This window comes from Desulfoluna sp. HI9BLuna (assembly GCF_056829775.1).
Window position 1 is genome coordinate 113,201 of sequence record NZ_CP186555.1, and the last position, 17,131, is coordinate 130,331.

15 protein-coding genes are annotated in these 17,131 nt (G+C 58.4%); 1 reads left to right on the top strand and 14 read right to left on the bottom strand.

Annotated features, from left to right (window positions below):
* Positions 1-10: 10 nt before the first annotated feature.
* The 13 genes from eutJ to ACOYW0_RS00300 form a co-directional block, all read right to left on the bottom strand.
* Positions 11-844 carry an ethanolamine utilization protein EutJ gene (gene eutJ, locus ACOYW0_RS00240; RefSeq protein ID WP_180141176.1) on the bottom strand — a complete coding sequence of 278 codons (834 nt, stop codon included), beginning with the start codon at positions 842-844 and terminating at the stop codon, positions 11-13.
* Positions 844-1,509, bottom strand: a complete 666-nt coding sequence (locus ACOYW0_RS00245) for a phosphate propanoyltransferase (protein WP_180141174.1) — start codon at positions 1,507-1,509, stop codon at positions 844-846. Before ACOYW0_RS00245 ends, eutJ begins: the two co-directional genes overlap by 1 nt.
* Before the next feature lie 8 nt (positions 1,510-1,517).
* Positions 1,518-2,276 carry a hypothetical protein gene (locus tag ACOYW0_RS00250; RefSeq protein WP_482416614.1) on the bottom strand — a complete coding sequence of 253 codons (759 nt, stop codon included), beginning with the start codon at positions 2,274-2,276 and terminating at the stop codon, positions 1,518-1,520.
* Between the two features lie 6 nt (positions 2,277-2,282).
* Positions 2,283-2,567 carry an ethanolamine utilization microcompartment protein EutM gene (gene eutM / locus ACOYW0_RS00255; protein WP_092215742.1) on the bottom strand — a complete coding sequence of 95 codons (285 nt, stop codon included), beginning with the start codon at positions 2,565-2,567 and terminating at the stop codon, positions 2,283-2,285.
* A gap of 129 nt (positions 2,568-2,696) precedes the next feature.
* Entirely contained in the window at positions 2,697-4,139 is a 1,443-nt protein-coding gene (locus ACOYW0_RS00260) for an acetaldehyde dehydrogenase (acetylating) (protein ID WP_180141170.1), read from the bottom strand.
* Between the two features lie 13 nt (positions 4,140-4,152).
* Positions 4,153-4,788: a BMC domain-containing protein gene (locus ACOYW0_RS00265; RefSeq protein WP_482416615.1), complete on the bottom strand. Its 636-nt coding sequence runs from the start codon at positions 4,786-4,788 to the stop codon at positions 4,153-4,155.
* Positions 4,789-4,800: 12 nt separating this feature from the next.
* A complete protein-coding gene (locus ACOYW0_RS00270; protein ID WP_482416616.1) occupies positions 4,801-5,484 on the bottom strand; it encodes a cupin domain-containing protein in 684 nt (227 codons plus the stop codon).
* Positions 5,485-5,564: 80 nt separating this feature from the next.
* Entirely contained in the window at positions 5,565-6,497 is a 933-nt protein-coding gene (cutD, locus tag ACOYW0_RS00275) for a choline TMA-lyase-activating enzyme (protein WP_482416617.1), read from the bottom strand.
* A 66-nt stretch (positions 6,498-6,563) separates the two neighbouring features.
* Entirely contained in the window at positions 6,564-9,104 is a 2,541-nt protein-coding gene (gene cutC, locus ACOYW0_RS00280; protein ID WP_482416618.1) for a choline trimethylamine-lyase, read from the bottom strand.
* A 40-nt stretch (positions 9,105-9,144) separates the two neighbouring features.
* Positions 9,145-10,644 carry an aldehyde dehydrogenase family protein gene (locus tag ACOYW0_RS00285; RefSeq protein ID WP_482416619.1) on the bottom strand — a complete coding sequence of 500 codons (1,500 nt, stop codon included), beginning with the start codon at positions 10,642-10,644 and terminating at the stop codon, positions 9,145-9,147.
* A gap of 69 nt (positions 10,645-10,713) precedes the next feature.
* Positions 10,714-11,331 carry a BMC domain-containing protein gene (locus ACOYW0_RS00290; protein ID WP_180141160.1) on the bottom strand — a complete coding sequence of 206 codons (618 nt, stop codon included), beginning with the start codon at positions 11,329-11,331 and terminating at the stop codon, positions 10,714-10,716.
* Positions 11,332-11,853: 522 nt separating this feature from the next.
* Positions 11,854-12,120: a hypothetical protein gene (locus tag ACOYW0_RS00295; RefSeq protein WP_482416620.1), complete on the bottom strand. Its 267-nt coding sequence runs from the start codon at positions 12,118-12,120 to the stop codon at positions 11,854-11,856.
* 1 nt (position 12,121) lies between these two features.
* Positions 12,122-12,967, bottom strand: a complete 846-nt coding sequence (locus ACOYW0_RS00300; protein ID WP_482416621.1) for a hypothetical protein — start codon at positions 12,965-12,967, stop codon at positions 12,122-12,124.
* Between the two features lie 1,101 nt (positions 12,968-14,068).
* Between ACOYW0_RS00300 and ACOYW0_RS00305 the strand changes: the two genes are divergently transcribed.
* Positions 14,069-14,914 (top strand): choline utilization transcriptional activator, encoded by an 846-nt coding sequence (locus ACOYW0_RS00305; protein WP_482416622.1) that lies wholly within the window; start codon positions 14,069-14,071, stop codon positions 14,912-14,914.
* 78 nt (positions 14,915-14,992) lie between these two features.
* Here ACOYW0_RS00305 and ACOYW0_RS00310 read toward each other — a convergent pair whose 3' ends face one another.
* Positions 14,993-17,062: a methyl-accepting chemotaxis protein gene (locus ACOYW0_RS00310; protein WP_482416623.1), complete on the bottom strand. Its 2,070-nt coding sequence runs from the start codon at positions 17,060-17,062 to the stop codon at positions 14,993-14,995.
* Positions 17,063-17,131: the final 69 nt, after the last annotated feature.

Below are 17,131 nucleotides of genomic sequence, written 5' to 3' on the forward strand. Positions count from 1 at the left end.
GGTGTCTCTCCTATTCGCCCTGTGGTACCGAGCTCAGGGCAATGCCCATGGGGGTCACGAGAAAGGGGTTGGCAGGTTTGTACACAGGGATCCCGAGCTCTTTTTCAAACACGGTCTCCATGTCCGTAAGGCAGCAGGTGCCGCCCACAAGGTAAACGGATTTTATGTTCCGCCCCTCGATGTGCCCTTTCACGATGGTGGCCATCTTCTGGATCACGGGACGGACCGCAGCAAAGATCTCCTTGTGCCGCCCGTAGTCCCGTTTGATCTCCTCGGCCTCTTCGAAGCTCACCTTGTAAGCGCCGGAGAGGACCAGGGAGAGATGGGTTCCGCCTGTGGCTTCGTCGGCCACGTAGACCACCTTGCCCTTCTCCAGGATGGAGAGGCCGGTGGTGCCGCCGCCGATGTCCACGATGACACCGTCTTCAACCCCCAACACGGCGTTGGCCGCCGTGGGCTCGTCCAGCAGGTTGGTCACTTCCATCCCCGCACCTTCCACCACATAGCCGTGGGTCTTGCAGTCCGACTCGCCGGTCCCGGGAGGCACGGCAATGGCCGCCTTCTCCAGTTCCCGTCCGAGGCGTTCCTCCAGCTGGGCCTTGAGACGCCTGACCACGGTCATGGCGCCCATGTAGTCCACCACCAGGCCGTCTTTGATGACCTGAGCGAACTCCATGGCACAGGCCACCGGCTCCCTCTTGCTGTTCATGACGACCAGCACGATGAAGGCGGTACCCAAGTCCACCCCCACCAGGAGCTCTTCGGTGGGAGAGACCTCCCGCGTGGTGTCGAGGCACGTTTCCAGATCGGCGATGAGCCGATCCACGGATGAAAAGTCCAGCATTACGCCTCCTGGGTGACGCCCACGATCCTGCCCCGGGCGTTTTTGCCCAGGCCGCAGCTGTTGGCTTCGTCAAAGTCGATGTGCATTGCCAGTCGGAAGTCCTTGTTCACCCGCACGATGACATCCTTGAACACCGCAGGGCGGGAGCCGTCCATGTGGACATCCACCTTCTGGTTGTCGGACACGCCGAAACGGGCCGCGTCCCCAGGGGACATGTGGATGTGACGGGCTGCAACGATCACCCCCTCTTCCAACCCGGCAAGGCCGCTGCCGGAGGTGAGGACGACGCCCGGGGTACCGGCCACGTCGCCGGACTGGCGAACCGGGGCCTTGATCCCGAGGATACGAGCGTCGGTGAGGGAGAGCTCCACCTGGCTCTTGGGTCGGGCGGGCCCTAAGACCGCCACGTTGTCGATGACGCCGCTGGGACCGATAAGGCGAACCCGCTCCTTGCAGAGATACTGACCCGGCTGGGAGAGCTCCTTGACGTGGGTCAGGGGGCCGCCGAACAGCTCTTTGATATCTTCTTCACACAGATGGACATGGCGACCGGAGAGCTCCACGGGGATGGCTGCGTCGCAGGACGCCGCCGCCTTTTCCGCCGGGGTCTCTCCCATCTGGTCCATGACCTTCTTGATAATGTCTTCTACGATAGTCTGTTGCATCGGATCTCCTAGGTGTACATGCCGCCCTTGTCTTTGAGCATCATGATATAAATGGCGCTGCTCATGCGGTTCAGGGCCTGGACCATGTCGGGTGTGCCCAGCTGAAAGGACTCTTTGAGCACGCTGACGGCCGACACCTCCAACTCACGAACCAGGGCTCGCAGGCGGTTGAGCTTCAGAATCATCTCCCCCATGTCGTACGTGGGGAGAAGGTGACCCACCCCGTAGTATTTTTTGGGGTTGTGGGAGTGGGCCCGGAGCTCCCCGTCGGTAAGCCCAATGATGGGCTTGTCCGGCATGGGGGTGTCCAGGACATCGCGGCGCATGATGTCGCGGGTCCACTCAAGGATCTCAGCGAGATCCGCCACCAATGCCTTTTTACCGGCATCGTGGGCTTTGGCCTGCAGCAGGAGAATCTCCCCCTGGCAGGTATCGAGACGGCCCCTGAACACAATGCGCGGATGGTCCTTGGGGACCAGGCGGTTACCCGTGAGCTGGGTCATGTGCTCGGGCTTTGTGTCGTAGAAGCTGCCGTCAACGGCCGACACGTATGTCGGGCCGGTTTTCCCTTCCGCCTCTGTTTTCTCCGGGGCGGCCTCGGGCTGCGAGGCGCATGACGCTTCTTCCCCCCTGACGACCTTGACCCCCTTCTCACCGAGAAGCTGGGATGCGGAGGGGGTCAGGATCTGACCCTCCTCCAGCTTGAAAGTCTCAGGAACGTCCTTTCTGAAGATCTCCCTCAGATAGGTTTCCGATATGACTTTCATGGCTTATTATCCTTCAATTTTGGGGAGAATCAGCTCCACTTCACCGTGGGGACGGGGAATGACGTGTACGCTGACCAGCTCGCCCACGCGGTCGGCGGCTGCGGCACCGGCGTCGGTGGCTGCCTTGACGGCGCCTACGTCACCTCGGACCATCACGGTCACGAGACCGGCACCCACCTGGCTGCGGCCGATGAGGGTAACGTTGGCAGCTTTTACCATGGCATCTGCTGCTTCTACTGCGCCTACGAGACCTCGGGTTTCGATCATTCCAAGTGCATTCTGTGAACTCATGATTCTTTTCTCCTAAAAATAAAGTATCTGTGACTATCTGTCGCCGGGGCCCCGCGTAAAGACCTGAAGGGCCCCGGTGCAACATCGTGTTTGGTTCAGGCCGCCGGCAAAGGCGACCTTGTCTTGCAATTAAACAGTGCCGCTCATCTTTTTGAGCTGCTCCATGATCATGTTGGTCACGGCCTGCACGTCCACGCTCTCGGTGGAGGCGTTGCAGGTGGTTGCAGCGGCGTCGTCCAGGCCGTAGGCCATGCGACGAATGTTGAAGAGCTGCTGGGGACCGACGTTCTCGGAAGTAGCGCTGCCGCCCACGGTCCCGCACCCGAGGGTGAAGGAGGGAGCCATGTTGGTGGAGATGCCCACGGCGCCCTGGGTGGTGGGGGTGTTCACCAGGAAACGGGAGACGGGCTTCTTCAGCGCGAACTCACGGATCACGGTCTCGTTGTTGGAGTGGATGCCCATGGAGTGGCCCAGGCCGCCGTTGTGGAGGAGCTTGTAGCAGAGCTCGCAGGCTTCCTGCCAGTCGTTGACCACGTAGAAACCGAGGAGGGCGGTGAGCTTCTCTTTGGAGAAGGGGAATTTGGGTCCCACGCCGGGCTCGTCGCAGAGCAGCATGGTGGTGCCGGCGGGCACGTCGATGCCGGCCACCTTGGCGATGTCGGCTGCGCAGCGGCCTACGATGGCGGGGTTCATGGAGCCGTTGGGGCGTTCCATGACGCGCTTAACCTTGGCAAGGTTCTCCCCTTCCAGGAAGTAGCCGCCCTGGGCGATGACGCTGGCTTTTACCTTGTCTGCAATGCAGGCTTCGGTGACGATGGCCTGCTCGGAGGCGCATACGGTGCCGTTGTCAAAGGTCTTGGAGGCAAAGATCTTCTGGACGGCCACGTCCACGTCGGCGCTGCGCTCGATGAAGGCGGGCACGTTGCCGGAGCCCACGCCCAGGGCGGGGGTGCCGGAGCTGTAAGCCGCCTTGACCATGGCGTTGCCGCCGGTGGCCAGGATCATGTCGGAGATCTTCATCAGTTCATCGGTGCCCTGGAGGGTGGGAACGCTGATGACGCCCACGAGGTCCTCGGGAAGATCCATGGCCTTGAGGACGCCGCGGATCATGTTGACGGTGGCCGTGATGCACTTCACCGCGCTGGGGTGAGGAGAGAACACGATGCCGTTGGCGCTCTTAAGGGAGATGATGGCCTTGTAGAGCGTGGTGCTCGTGGGGTTGGTGGAGGGGATGAGGCCCGCGATCACACCCATGGGAGCAGCGATCTCAACGATCTTGTTCTCGGTGTCCTCGTTGATGATCCCCACGGTCTTGACGCCGCGGTAGTAGCTCACCAGCTTTTCGGAGGCGAGGATGTTCTTCTGCTTCTTGTCCTGCCACTTACCGAAACCGGTCTCTTCGCTGGCCATCTTGCCCAGCTCTTCAGCCATCTCGGCACCCACTTTGGCAATGGCCTCCACAAGGGCGTCCACGCGTTCCTGACCGGCCCGTTCAAGAACGGGCTGCGCAGCGCGTGCCGCACGGACCAGGGCTCGGGTCTCCTGAATTGAGAGCAAATCCTTATCTACCATCTTACGTCCTCTCTTACTTCTCTAATGTCTTCATGTATTGAACAAACGCCTCAAGAAGATCTTTCTTCTTGGCATACTTGATCTCACCCCTCGGGATGGAAAAGGTGGGGATCTGCCGGGCGAGGCGCCGCAGTTTGGTCACTTTCAGTTTTTTCAGGTCTGCCATGTCAACGGTCAGGGCATCCTCGGCTCCGCCCTCATCTGCAGGGCTGGGGCTGTCGGTGAGGTCGGGTGTCGCCGCATCGGGCAGTGCCGCGGGCTCCGGTTCCGGTTCAACCTCGGGTTCAAGGATGATCTCCGGTTCCTCGGCCTCGGGGGCCTTGCGCTCGGGAACGCAGGTGGGCCGCTTGGCCTCTTCAATCAAAATGCCGTCCAGGCCTTCTGCGGTGCGGGCGATCACGGTGATGGAGAGAACCTCCCCAAGACGCGCGGCCGCCGTGCTTCCGGCGTCCACCGACGCCTTGACGGCAGAGACGTCACCGGTCATCAGGATGGAGACAAGGCCCCCACCCACGGCCTGGGAACCGAGAATGGAGACATCGGCGGTCTTCACCGCCACGTCACCGGCCTCGATGGCGGGGACAAGACCCACGGTCTCGATGATCCCCAATGCCCTGCCGTTTAGCTTCATGACTCCGTGTGCCTTCATGGCTTACCCCCTCTACTCTACGACGTAGGTGGCGAAAAAGACCTTGGCCTTGTCGGGGGAGCCCCAGACGACCTTGGCGCCGGAGGGGACAAAGAACACATCCCCGGCCTTGGCGGTGAAGGTCCGGTTGTCGATGCTCACGGTGAGGGTCCCTTCGATGACGTAGTCGATCTCTTCGTACCCTTCCATCACCCACTCAAAGCGGGAGGCGTCGATCTCAAGGAACCCGGCACCCATATGGGAGCCGTCGTCACCGCCGACGACCTCACGGAAGCAGGCCTTGGCATCGGGCGTTCCGGTGTCGAGGACTTCCATGGCCACGGACTTGCCGCGGACCAGCTTGACCCCGCCGCCGGTTTCGGCGCAGTAGGGTTCGGAGGCGGCGGTGCCGTCGGTCATGATGCCGTTCAAAAGCCCTTTGTTCATCATGGCTTTAAGGGCCCCGTAGATTGTCTCACAGCTGATCTCGCCCTCTTCTTCCGGGGCGGCGGCGTCACCTGCGGCGGCGCACTCAGGTGCCTGGGCCTTGCACGCGACGCACTCGGCTTCGGTCTTGCCCTCGCACAGCGTCAGCTTGGCGGCTTTTGCGGCGTCTTTTGCCGACGGGGTCAAAATCATCCCCGGTTCGACGCAAAGGGTGGTCTCCCCCTGCTTCACCAGCTTTTCGATATCATCCGCACAAATCAGTTTTTTCATGTGTTTTTCAACCCTTTCATGTATTTGCGCACGTTCCTGTTACCAACCTTGTATAAAATATCCATCCATGGGACCGTTTTTCAGTGTCTCACCACGGTCACCGGAAAATCTGAGTTCTTAATCCACGATTCAATACGGTCCAGATCTGCGTCGGAGAGGCTCGGATCTCCCTGGATGGGATAATCCCAACCCAGCTGCTTGTATTTGTTGACCCCCATCTTATGGTAGGGGAGCAGGTCAATGCCTTTGAAGTTCTTGTAATCCCGGTACGGCATCAGAAAATCGATGAGGGCGCGAATCTCCCCTTCGCTGTCGTTGACGCCCTTGAGCAGCGGCATCCGGATCTGGACGTTGTGCCGGTTGTCCAGCAGGGTTTTCAGGTTGCTTAAAATCATCTCGTTGCGGACCCCGGTCAGTTCATGGTGGCGATCGGAGTCCATGTGCTTCATGTCAAAGAGAAAAAGGTCCGTGAATTCGGCCACCTTCATGAGGGCCTCGGGCTTGGCGTAACCGCAGGTCTCGATGGCGGTGTTGATGCCCACCTGCTTGCAGACCATCATCAGGTTGGCCGCGGCATCCGGCTGCATCAGGGCCTCGCCTCCCCCTAAGGTCAGGCCGCCACCGGACATCTCGTAAAAGGAGCGGTCCTCCTCCACGATCTCCAGCAGCTCCGAAATCGTTTTCACATCCCCGACAACGGAGAGGGCGGACTGAAGGCAGGCCTCTTCACACTTGCGGCACCCGATGCACTCGCTGCCCTTGACGAACTCGTGGGCCCCGGTGTCCGGGGAGAGCCTGTGGACACCGGTGGGGCACACCGAGACACATGCCCCGCAGTTGACACACAGGCTCTCCTTAAACAGGACCTGGTGTTTCTTCTTCTGACTTTCGGGATTCGAGCACCACTTGCAGCGCAGGGGACACCCTTTGAAGAACACGATGGTCCTTACGCCGGGCCCGTCATACATGTTGTATTTCTGGATGTTGAATATCAGTGCTTTTCGTTCAATCATGGTTCCGCCTGTGCTGCTCATGGTGCTAAAAATCCCTATGTGTCTGTCAGTCTCGGTGTGATCCCCTTAGATCTCGTGCAACATGGTCCTGCTGATGATCTCGTCCTGAACATCCTTGCAGAGTTCCACGAAGAAGGCGCTGTAGCCAGCCACGCGGACCACGAGATCGCGGTACTTCTCAGGCGTCTTCTGGGCTTCCAGCAGGGTCTCGTTGTCGAGGTAGTTGAACTGCATCTCCCCGTTGCCCAGCATGCAGGCGGTACGGATCAGGGTGATGACACCGTTCTCCCCTTCGGGGGTGTCCAGCAGGCCGCTCATCAGCTTGAAGTTGTGCACCATGCCGATGTTCATGCTGTCGTTGGACATCTTGGACACGGACTTGATGATGGCGGTGGGGCCCTTGAAGTCGGCGCCCTGGGTGGGGCTGATGCCGTCTGAAAGGGGCATCCACGCATCACGGCCGTTGGCGGAGGCTCCCAGGAGCTGGCCGAAGGGCGTGTTGTTGGAGATGGACAGGGTCCCGTGGCTCAAGACAGAGTAGAGGGTCTTGTACTTGCGGTGCTCCTGCTCGGTGAAGCTGACGAGGTCGGCGGCGATGAGGTCGGCGTAGTCGTCGTCGTTGCCGAACTTGGGAGCGGCAAGACAATCGGCCTTCACCTGATCGTAGCCCTTGAACTCGGCCTTAAGGGCTTCGTTCATCTGCTCCAGGGTGTACTTCTTGTCGTCAAAGACCAGCTTCTTAATGGCAGCCATGGAGTCGGCGTGGGTGGCCAGGCCGCTCCAGATAACGCCGGGGCCGAAGTTATACATGGCGCCGCCTGCGGAGACGTCCTTGCCGGAATCCATGCAACCCTCGTACATCATGGACATGAGGGGCTTGGGTGCCAGGTCACGATGGATGCGCTGGGAGATAACGGTGCCCACGCTGGACCACTTGGTGACGTGCTTGATCATCTCTTTGACGGCCGCGTCGAACTTCTCGTAGGTGTCGTACTGGCTCAGGGGGCCGTAGTCGGGGCACACCTGCTTTTCGTACCAGAGGGGCACACCGTGGTTGAGGACCATCTCGATACAGATGGGCCACTGGGTGTAGGCCGTGGAGGTCCACTGGTAGAGACGCCCTGCTTTCTGGGGCTCAACGCAACCCATGAGGCAGTAGTCGCGGGAGTCTTCGATGGAGCATCCCTTGGCCAGCATCATCTTGATGTGGGTGTCGTCGAAGTGGATGGCGGGGAAGCCCATGCCGGAACGGATAACATCCACGATCTTCTTCAGGTACTTGTGGGGGGACCTGTTGTGGACACGGGTGGCCAGGGAGGGCTGGTACACACGCACGTGACGCACAGCGTCCATGAGCAGGTAGGTGAGGTCGTTGGTGGCGTCGATGCCGTCACGGGTTACGCCGCCCACACACATGTTGACGAAGGGCTGGTACCCGGCAAAGAACTTGGAGGCGTCTTCGCTGGTGAGCCACATCATCTCGGACATCTTGATGAGCATACAACCGGCCAGGTCAAAGGCTTCGTACTCGGTCATGCGACCGGCATCGATGTCCGCCTTGAAGAAGGGGTACATGTACTGGTCCACACGGCCGATGGACATTCCGGTCTGGTTCTCTTCCACCACCAGGAGGGACTCGATGGTCCAGACCGCCTGGATGGCTTCCCAGAAGGTCTCGGGCTTGTGGGCGGGAACGCGTGCGTTGACCTCGGAGATCTTCAGCAGCTCGGCCTTGCGCTGGGGGTTGGTCGCCTTGGCGGCCAGCTCAGCGGCGTAGTCGGAGATACGCTTGGCGTAGATCATCACGCCTTCGGCGGTGAGGATCAGGGACTTGTAGAAATAGATCTTGTCAAAGTCTTCGGGGTTCTCGTAGTCCAGCTCGGCCAGCTTCTCCTCGGCATCCTTGACGATGTCGAGCATCCCCTTTTTCATGAGGATCACGTCGTAGCCGGGGTTGGAGTCACCCCCGCCGTTCACGGCGTGGTAGGAGCAGTCGGTGACATAAGACTCACCGGAGATCTCCCACATGCCGGCTTCGCGGTACTGCTGTTCGCAATATTCGTCCACGGACTGGCCTTCCCAGAAGGGGAAGATCTCATCTTTCAGAACCTTTTTGTCCTCTTCGGAAATAAAGAAGGGGTCCTGGGCACGGGTACCAATGGTGTCCAGCTCGTCGCGGACCCAGCGCCAGGCAATGTCGGGAGAGAAGGCACCGCTTCGGGGAGAGCCGCAGGGGGAACCAACGATGAGTTCGTTGTCCTGAATGACCAGGGGCGCAGTCTCGCAGCAGCGCTTGAAGCTCATGCCGCGGAGGATGGCCTTGGGAAGACCGGGGTTCTCCTTGGCGATCTGGGTCATCACCTTGGCGCGGTGAATGGTAATGGAGGGAACCTGCTTGAGGAAATTCTCCCTCAGCTGGGCATGACGCGCGGTGGGGCCGTCGGGAATACCGGGGCCGTGGGTTGTGGCGATACCTGCAACGCCAGGGGCTGCCTTGGTGATCTCAGAAGAGATGCCCTCAAACATCTTTTTGAGCGATGCGCGCTCTTGAGGGGTCAGGTTCTTAGTCGCTTCTGCAAGCTTGCTTGAAAATTCATGAAGATCCAAAAGTATTCCTCCCTTATAACTGATCCTCTTCCAATGGTATCTACTTTGCGCCACCGATGGTTCGGATGGCCTCGTCCAGTAGCTTCTGGAAGGTCTGCATATTCACTAAATTGTCCTCTGCCCCATGTGCAACGGTGCCCGGGGCGGGGTTATCGTCGTGCTTGATATCGCTGTCGATCTCTTCCATGCGCCTGACCCCGTAGCCCACCTTGCGGGTGTAGATCAGGTTTAAGGGGGAGACGTTGTCCGAGGTAATGCCGTCCCCTGCCGATCCGCTGCCCAGGGTCATGGAGGGGACCAGGTTCGTGGTGGCCCCCAGGCCGCCGAAGGCAGCCGGTGTATTCACAAGCAGCCGGCCCACGGGTTTTTTCAGGGCAAACTGGCAGATGACATCCTGGTCGTTGGAGTGGATGACGAGGGTGTGGCCGTTGCGCTCGGTCACCAGGAGCTCGATGCACTTTTCACAGGCGTGCATCCAGTCGTCTTCCACGTAGTAGGCCAGCACGGGGCAGAGCATCTCCCTGGCAAAGGGGTCGGTGTCGGAGACGTATTTTCGCTCTGCCATGAGCACGGAAACATCGTCCGGGACCTCAAACCCTGCCCTATGGGCCAGGGTTTTGGCTGAGACCCCGACCATCCCGGGGTTAAGCTTGCCGTCGGGACGGAAAAAGAGAGCGGTAAAGGTCCGGGTCTCCTCTTCGGTCATGAAATAAGCGCCCTTTGCCCGGAGTGCTGCCTTGACGTCCCGGTCAATGCAGCTGTCCACCACAATGGACTGTTCGGCAGACGGCACGATACCGTTGTCAAAGGTCTTGCTGGCGATGATGTCGGCAACGGCCCGGGTGATGTCGGCGGTGCGTTCGATAAACGCAGGCCCGTTGCCGGTACCCCCGTAAATCACCGGTTTCCCGGCCTTGTAGGCTGTCTTGAGCATCCCCGGCACCCCGGTGTTCATGATCAGGGAGGTGCCCTTGTGCCTCATGAGCTCCCGGGTGCCGGAAGCGGTCACCGTGCCCAGGTAGGTCAGGCATCCTTCGGGCAGCCCCTTGGACTCTGCGGCCTCAATGAGAATGTCCAGCACCTTGCCCATGGTCTTGCGCGCCCTGGGATGGGGTGAAAACACGACGGCGTTGCCGGACTTTACGGCAATGAGCGCCGTGTAGATGGTGGTTGAAACCGGGCTGGTCGCAGGACTCAGCGCCACCACGACACCGACGGGAACGCCGATGTCCATCATGCGGTTCTGAGGGTCTTCGCCGATGACGCCCACGCAGCGCATGCCCCTCAAATGCTTGCGCGCGTACCCGCACACAAACCGGTTCTTGACGGCTTTGTCCTGACATGAGCCGTAATCAGTTTCTTCATGGGACAACACGGCAAGCGTTTCAGCGTGCTCCTGGGCGGCGTCCGCCATGCACTCGACGATCTCGTCCAGCTTCTCCTGGGAAAAGGTGGCGAGTTTCTTCTGTGCTTCAAACGCATTCTCTGCAAGAATCCGTGCTTCCTGGATGGAGAGTAAATCATTGTCGATGATCGTCATGCTGTCTCTCCCTCTCCTTTGCTTCATGGTCGTCTTTCGTAAAAGTCCCCTCTGCCGAGCCCGTCAAAATCAGGGCAGCAGCTTGTCGAGGGCGTACTGGCTGGTAATTTTTGTCAGCGCAGGATGGGGCGTGGGGATCACGCAGGAGCTGTGGGGGTCGACGCCCATCTCTTTGACGGCGGACTCGCCTGCCTCAACGGCAGCCTTAACCGCACCCACGTCACCTGAAACCAGAATGGAGATGTAACCCGACGCGGTGTTCTCGTAACCGAGCAGGTCCACATCCGCGGCCTTTACCATGGCATCCGCCGCTTCAAGGGCAAACACGATACCGAAGGTCTCCACCATGCCCAGGGCCTTGGACCGGGGAAGGTCTTCGGCATCATCGATCTGGGCATCCACATCGTGTACGGAGACAATGTCGCCGACAGCGCTGATGGGACGCGGCATGACGTTGTGCGCGGTAAGGGGTCCGATCTCCTTTGCCGCGGCAGCACCGGCTTCCACCGAAGCCTTGACGGCGGCGACGTCGCCCTTCACAAAAATCGTCACCAGCGTGGAGCCGATGTTCTCGTATGAAATCAATTCAACATTGGCAGCTTTGAGCATCTGGTCGGCGCCGTAGATGGCCGGAACCATGCCCGTGGTTTCGATGAGTCCTAACGCCTCTTCTCCGTAATATCGCATTAAAATCCCTTCCCTGATTTGATCCTTAATTTTGAACGATTCAGCCCTATGCTGGCAGTACCTTAACCCTTCCCCCATAGGGGAAAGTCAATGGTTTTTTAGGCTAAAATGCAAATTGGTCCGGCCAGTTTTTAAACCCGACAGCCCCAAACCCAACACTCTGTTTTTAAATAAGATAATTCACACAAAGCAAAACCCTTTCCAGGGCAAAAACCATCATGTGCGCTTAAAAAGCTGATTTTTCAAATGCAAAAAAGAAACCCTGCTTCATCATAGCCGTTACCCAGGGGGCACCCTCCCCCGGGACAAAACCACTGCCCCGGAGGCAACAACCTCAAACCCGCTTTCAGCGGCCCTGTCCGCTTCGTAAAAAAACGATGCGCAGCCGCCTGTCGCACAACAAAAAAAAAGGGCCCTGCCCCCATGGTATGGGAACAGGGCCCTTAAGGGCCGGCTGAAAACTCAAGCCTTCTATCGGCGACGCGACGATGGAACCAAGGCCACCGGCGCGTCAGAGCGTCATCAATCCTTGATGTAGTGGTTGATGGTCTCCGCCCCTTCCTCGTGGGCACGATAGTAGACGCGCAGCTCGTTGTTGGCGTCCATGTCGTAACGGGTCTCCTCAAGGAGACCGTTGGCCTCGGCGGTCATGATGGCCGCGATCATGTCGGGCTTATTGAAGGCCTTGAAGTTGCTGTATTCACCCTTGAGAGCGGCCATGACATCGTCGGCACACGCCTCTTCAACCGTGGTGAAAAACTTAAGAATCGCGTAGTTAAGGGGTTTCATCTTATTTATCCTCCTTGCCTTTGAGCAGGTCCAGGGGGTTCAGGGCAATGGTAAAGATACCGGCAACCATAACAACAGCTGCGATCCAGGAGATGGGAGCCATGGCCCAGCCATCGAGACCGAAGATCATGCCGAGGACAACCCAGCAGCAGAAGGGACCCCAGAAGGAGAAGGTGCCGTTGCAGGACATTCCGAGGGCGGCACCGCACATGCTGTTGCCTTTGTACCAGAACATGAAGGCGCCGTAAGCAGCAAGACCGGCACAGGCAAACCAGACAATGGATCCGTCGGTGACAGCTTCAGTCACCAGCGCGGCGGTGTTGCCGCCACCGGAAATCATACCGAAAAGGGGAACGAGGATGATGAAGTTGGAGAGGCCGGAGGTGACCTGACGGATGGTGATACCCACTTCGGAATCGATGAGGGCCGTGCCGTAACCGCAGACGCACCCTTCAAAACCCCAGCCGAAAGCGGCAAGGAAACCGAAGAAGATACCAAGGGCCATGCCTTCGGGGGCGTCGCCACCGAGGGTGGGATAGGCGATCATGACGCTGGCGCCGAAGCAGATGGCAATACCCAGCATCATGCGGGCATTAAGCTCCTGCTTGAACCAGAATCGGGCCAGGATAGCGCCGATGGCGGGGCACAGGGCGCTGATGGGAACCACAATGGAACCGGCTTTCTGAAGACCGATAACATAACAGGTACTTGCAAAGGGACCGCCGATAAGAGCGCCTACCATCATCACCACACCGGGCTTGGTTTTCAGGCAACGGAAAAAGTCGCCGAGCTTGCCCCTGATAATGGCGATCAAAATGGACCAGCAGGCGCTGCAGGAGTCAGTCACTGCCGCGCCAAGGGCACCGAGAAGATAGGTGATGGCAAAAGCGGACAGGCCTGCTGTGTTTGCGCCATACCAATCAATCCAAGGCCCCTTGGACATGCCAAGAGTCATAAAAGCAGTATAAAATCCGTAACATAAGCCGGAGAAGAGAGCAATCAACACGCCCTTTCTCTTAAAATCGGCTGCCATCTTGTTTTTGGCCTCCATCGCGGCCAAATTCTGTGAACCTGATGCTTCAAACATGAATGAACTTTCCTCCCTAAAAACCAAAACTTTTTTGGATAAACCCGGACACGCAAAACATACGTCTGCTGCATGATCAACACGGATTTCAGCTTTTCGAGGACTATAACTGTGCCCCTAAGGGGAATGTCAAAACCTTTTTTACCGAAAAATTGAGCCGTTCCGTGGGGTCCGGGAGGGGCAAATATCTCTTCGGGCCACCCTAGTATAATAAAGAGAATGTCCATGTCAGAGGTGCCTCAGCACGTCATGTCACCGCATTTTTTTTGTGACGTCTCCCCAAAAATTTGCTCATTGCCTCCCCATATCGGGGCCTTTGCCCACCAACTCCGGACATCGGCCCATGCAATGCCTCCACCTTTGTTCCCGGCGGCAAGGCGGCATCACCCCACCACAAGCCCGGGTTTCCACAGTCTTTAACCCCGGACACAGGCTTTTTTAGCGAGAAAAAGGGCCCATTCCGGAAACGCCGGGCATCCCCAAGGGAACATCCACCTTTTTTACACTAAAAATCGGCAATCAGTTGACTGAAAAGGGATACATGGGTATCATCTTTTCCATCATTTGCTACAAAAAGTGTCCCCCGTCATATGAAGGTTTCCTGTTTTTTGTTGGAGTTCGGAACCTTCAGGACAGCGCCGGTCCGACACAGGCAGCCTGTATCATCGGAAACATGTACAGGATTATAACAGCATGGCATACCTTTAAAAGGAACATCGCCGTTTTTTTTGGGTTGGCTGACATGCTGAACGGGGTATGCAAGGGAGGGATCGGTTTCCGACGGCAGGATACGCCGGTCCGGGTCAGGGCTTATGGGATGAGTTCATTCCCCGAGCCTTCATCAAGCCAGAAGGATGGTTCATGAAGTACAAAGACAGATATTCCATTGGCGAAGTCAGCCAGATCTGCAATGTGTCCAAAAAGGCGCTCAGGCACTATGACAAAATCGGACTCATCAAATCCGAGCGCTCCTGCAACAACAACTACCGGTATTATTCCAACGAATCCTTACTGGCGGTCCCCGTCATCAAGTATTACAAGCAGATGGGGTTCAAGCTTGATGAAATGAAAGATTTCATCGAGGGCACTGTGGACGCCCGCGGCAGGATCTACGCCTCCATCAAGCGCTCCTTCAACGCGAAGATCGAAGAGTTGAAAAAAGCCCAGGAAGAAATCCGGAGGCAGTACGAGTCCGTCAGGGACTGGCATGACCTGATCTTAGAAGCCGAAATGGTCATCGACAACAACATCCAGGAAGTCGCCGTCAAGTATGTGGAGGCCTCGGACTACCTGTTCCATGAGCAGGTCTTCACCAACGACATTGAGGCATCCATCATTAACATCGAGTTCACCAATTACGTGGAGAAGGTGAACAACGAAATCACCGGACCGGTGATGATCAATTTTTCATCGCTTGAGGACAGGGTCAAAAACAGGCATCAACCTGTCCGGATCATGCAGAAAACACTGAAGGAATGCAAAGAACACGAAAAAATGTCCTTCGGCGGGCAGATGATGATCACCTGTTACCACATCGGGTCCCATAAAAACATCAACGAAACCTACGAAAAGATCTGCAAATGGGCCCGAACGCACAATTACGTGCTGGGGAAAAAATCATACGAGCGGTACGTCACCGATTACTGGACCACCCGAAAGAGCTCCAAATTCGTCACGGAAGTCATGATCAACGTATCGCGCAATTAACCGGGAACGCCCAGCCCCCTGGGCATTCCCGGATCATTCCAAGATACCTTGCCGCGGCCGCGGCAACGCCTCACGTTTTTAAATCTTAAAGGTTTCCACCACCTGCTTCAGGGCAAGGGACATCTGGGACAGCTCTTCGGCATTGCCATGGACCCTCCTGCTTCCTTCAGAGATGTCTGCGGCATTGGTGTTCACCTCGGAGATTTCCCGGGTGATCTCGGTGATCACCCCGGAGCTCTGGGCCACCATACCGTTGACCTCCTGAATCCCCTGGGACGCCTGGGAGATATTCGCCGCGATTTCGCGCGTGGCAACAGACTGCTCTTCCACGGCCGTGGCGATGGTCCCTACGATGTCGTTTACCTCGGAGATCACCCGGGTCACCTCTTCGATATCGTCGACACTTTCGCCGGTGATTCCCTGGATCCCGTCCACCTGGGCCTTGATGTCCCGGGTGGCCTCAGCGGTCTGGTTGGCCAGGGCTTTGATCTCCCCTGCCACCACGGCAAATCCCTTGCCCGCTTCCCCTGCCCGGGCCGCCTCGATGGTGGCGTTCAGGGCCAGCAGGTTGGTCTGCTCGGAGATCTCGCTGATGGCTTCGGTGACGCTTCCGATGGCGGCGGCGGCTTCACCGAGACGGGCCATTTTCGTGGAGGCGCCCCCGGCCTGTTGAACGGCTTTCTCCGAGATATGTCGCGCCGTCTCCGACTGTTTCGCCACTTCGCCGATGGTGGCGGTCATCTCCTCGGCAGCGGTGGCCACCATGTCGCTGTTGGCCGAGGCCTGCTCCATGGAGGCGGCCACTCCGTTGATATTGGAGGTCATCTCTTCGGCGGCACCGGACACGGAAGTGGCGCGCTCTGACGTATTGTCTGCACGGGTGGAAAGATCTCCCGCCACATCGAGAAGAGCCCCGGACGCCCCTTCCATGGCACCTGCCTGGCCGGACAGGTCCCCCACGATGCGCTGGAGTTTTTCAATGAAGCTGTTGAACCAGGTGGAAAGTTCCCCGATTTCGTCCTGGGTGTTGACGGGCAGCCGAAGGGTGAGATCCCCCTCCCCTTCGGCGATATCGCGAAGGCCCTCCACCACGCCGTTGATGGGTTTCACCACCAGGGCAATGGCGATGAACCACACCACGGCCACCAGCAGGAGAAAACCGGCCAGGCCGATGACGATGCTGGTGTTCCGGAGCGTAACCGCCCCTTCCATCACCTTGGCAAGGGGCACGACGATGCCGATGGCCCAAGGTGTATTGGTCTTACCCACGGTAATGGGCGCAAGCACCTGGAAGGTCATCTGGCCGTCTTTGACCGTTTTCCGCTCCACGGCAAAGACCTGCCCCTCTTCCAGGGCGCTCAGCAGTGACGCCTGGACCTTTCCCGTCACGAGCTCTCTCAGATTTTTTCCCACCAACTCATCGGCGGGGTGCGCAACGATATAGCCCCCGCTGGAAACCAGGTAGCCGTATCCCGTGCCGAAGGGTTTCACCTTCTCCATCATCTTGCCGAAGGTGTCCAGGGCGATGTCTGCGGCCACGATGCCTAAAAACCGCCCCTCCACCATGATGGGGGCCACCACCGTGGCCATGAGCACATCCTTGCCGCCCACCGGATAGACGTAAGGTTCGGTGATAACTTCATGTCCCGTCCTCTTGGGATCCTGGTACCAGGCCTCGGTATCGAAGTTCACCAGGGGCTCCACCTCGATGGTCCCGCTGCCGCGGTTCCAGTAGGGCACGAAGCGACCCGTATCGTCATGGCCCGGCACACCGATGAACTCGGCGTCGCGCCCGTCCAGGGCGTTGGGCTCCCAGCAGGTGTCGATGGCTATGAGATCGGGATTCTGGCGCAGCACGTTCTTAAGCATGGCGTTGATCTGACCCCGATCCGGGGCGGTTTCGCCTTTTTTGATGCCTTCAAGGGAGTGGGCCACGGTGCGGACCACGTCCATGGCCCGGTCCAGCTCCGACTTGATCATCCGGCCGTGGTTGGAGGCGATCTCAAGGGTCTTCTCCTCCGCCTCGGCACGGGCCATCTTCGAGGCATTGTAAGTAATGTACGAGATACTCACGGAGTAGGATAACAACACCACCCCACAAATACTAAGCAGCATTTTGCCGCGCAGACCCATTTTTCCAAACATCATCAGTCTCCTTCAAATATACTCAAACCACATTTCTATCACGAATACGTCACGGGAAAGCGAGCCGTTAGT

Coding starts and splice junctions, on each gene's coding strand:
- eutJ (WP_180141176.1), bottom strand. CDS start 844: ATGCTGGACTTTTCATCCGTGGATCGGCTCATCGCCGATCTGGAAACG.
- ACOYW0_RS00245 (WP_180141174.1), bottom strand. CDS start 1,509: ATGCAACAGACTATCGTAGAAGACATTATCAAGAAGGTCATGGACCAG.
- ACOYW0_RS00250 (WP_482416614.1), bottom strand. CDS start 2,276: ATGAAAGTCATATCGGAAACCTATCTGAGGGAGATCTTCAGAAAGGAC.
- eutM (WP_092215742.1), bottom strand. CDS start 2,567: ATGAGTTCACAGAATGCACTTGGAATGATCGAAACCCGAGGTCTCGTA.
- ACOYW0_RS00260 (WP_180141170.1), bottom strand. CDS start 4,139: ATGGTAGATAAGGATTTGCTCTCAATTCAGGAGACCCGAGCCCTGGTC.
- ACOYW0_RS00265 (WP_482416615.1), bottom strand. CDS start 4,788: ATGAAGGCACACGGAGTCATGAAGCTAAACGGCAGGGCATTGGGGATC.
- ACOYW0_RS00270 (WP_482416616.1), bottom strand. CDS start 5,484: ATGAAAAAACTGATTTGTGCGGATGATATCGAAAAGCTGGTGAAGCAG.
- cutD (WP_482416617.1), bottom strand. CDS start 6,497: ATGATTGAACGAAAAGCACTGATATTCAACATCCAGAAATACAACATG.
- ACOYW0_RS00285 (WP_482416619.1), bottom strand. CDS start 10,644: ATGACGATCATCGACAATGATTTACTCTCCATCCAGGAAGCACGGATT.
- ACOYW0_RS00290 (WP_180141160.1), bottom strand. CDS start 11,331: ATGCGATATTACGGAGAAGAGGCGTTAGGACTCATCGAAACCACGGGC.
- ACOYW0_RS00295 (WP_482416620.1), bottom strand. CDS start 12,120: ATGAAACCCCTTAACTACGCGATTCTTAAGTTTTTCACCACGGTTGAA.
- ACOYW0_RS00305 (WP_482416622.1), top strand. CDS start 14,069: ATGAAGTACAAAGACAGATATTCCATTGGCGAAGTCAGCCAGATCTGC.
- ACOYW0_RS00310 (WP_482416623.1), bottom strand. CDS start 17,062: ATGATGTTTGGAAAAATGGGTCTGCGCGGCAAAATGCTGCTTAGTATT.